We start from the raw sequence: 396 nt of genomic DNA, 5'->3' as shown, positions 1-396 counted from the left end.
GTCGAGCAGCACGCCACCGCGCAGCGGCACCGCCTGGCCGTAATTGCCGGTGCCACCGGCACGCACCGTGATCGGCACGCGATGCCGCGCACAGACGGCGGCGACCCGGATGACGTCGGCTTCGTTCCGCGGCGAGACGACGAGATCGGCGGACTTGTCGTTCAACAGCTCGTTCAGCACCGGGCTGTACCAGAAAAAATCGCGCGAACGCCGCCGCACGATCTTGGGATCGGTCACGATCGGGATGTCGCCGAGATCGTCGACGAGCCGCGCCAGATGGCTGGACGAGAGATCGATCATGGCATGTCCACGGTTGCTTGCCGCACGCCGTCGTCCAACCCGGCAACGATTGCCTGGGAGTTCATGACGAAACCAAAGCATTGGCGCACATTATAG

1 protein-coding gene is annotated in these 396 nt (G+C 64.1%); it reads right to left on the bottom strand.

Annotation, left to right across the window (positions count from 1 at the left end; genetic code table 11):
- Window positions 1–300 (bottom strand): FAD-binding oxidoreductase (locus I6F36_RS39275; RefSeq protein WP_225173326.1); only part of this gene is annotated, 300 nt, incomplete at its 3' end.
- Window positions 301–396: the final 96 nt, after the last annotated feature.

The organism is Bradyrhizobium sp. BRP19, from assembly GCF_020194195.1.
Lineage (GTDB): Bacteria > Pseudomonadota > Alphaproteobacteria > Rhizobiales > Xanthobacteraceae > Bradyrhizobium > Bradyrhizobium yuanmingense.
Note: the sequence above shows the minus strand (reverse complement) of the source record. Positions and strands in the feature narration are given on the sequence as shown.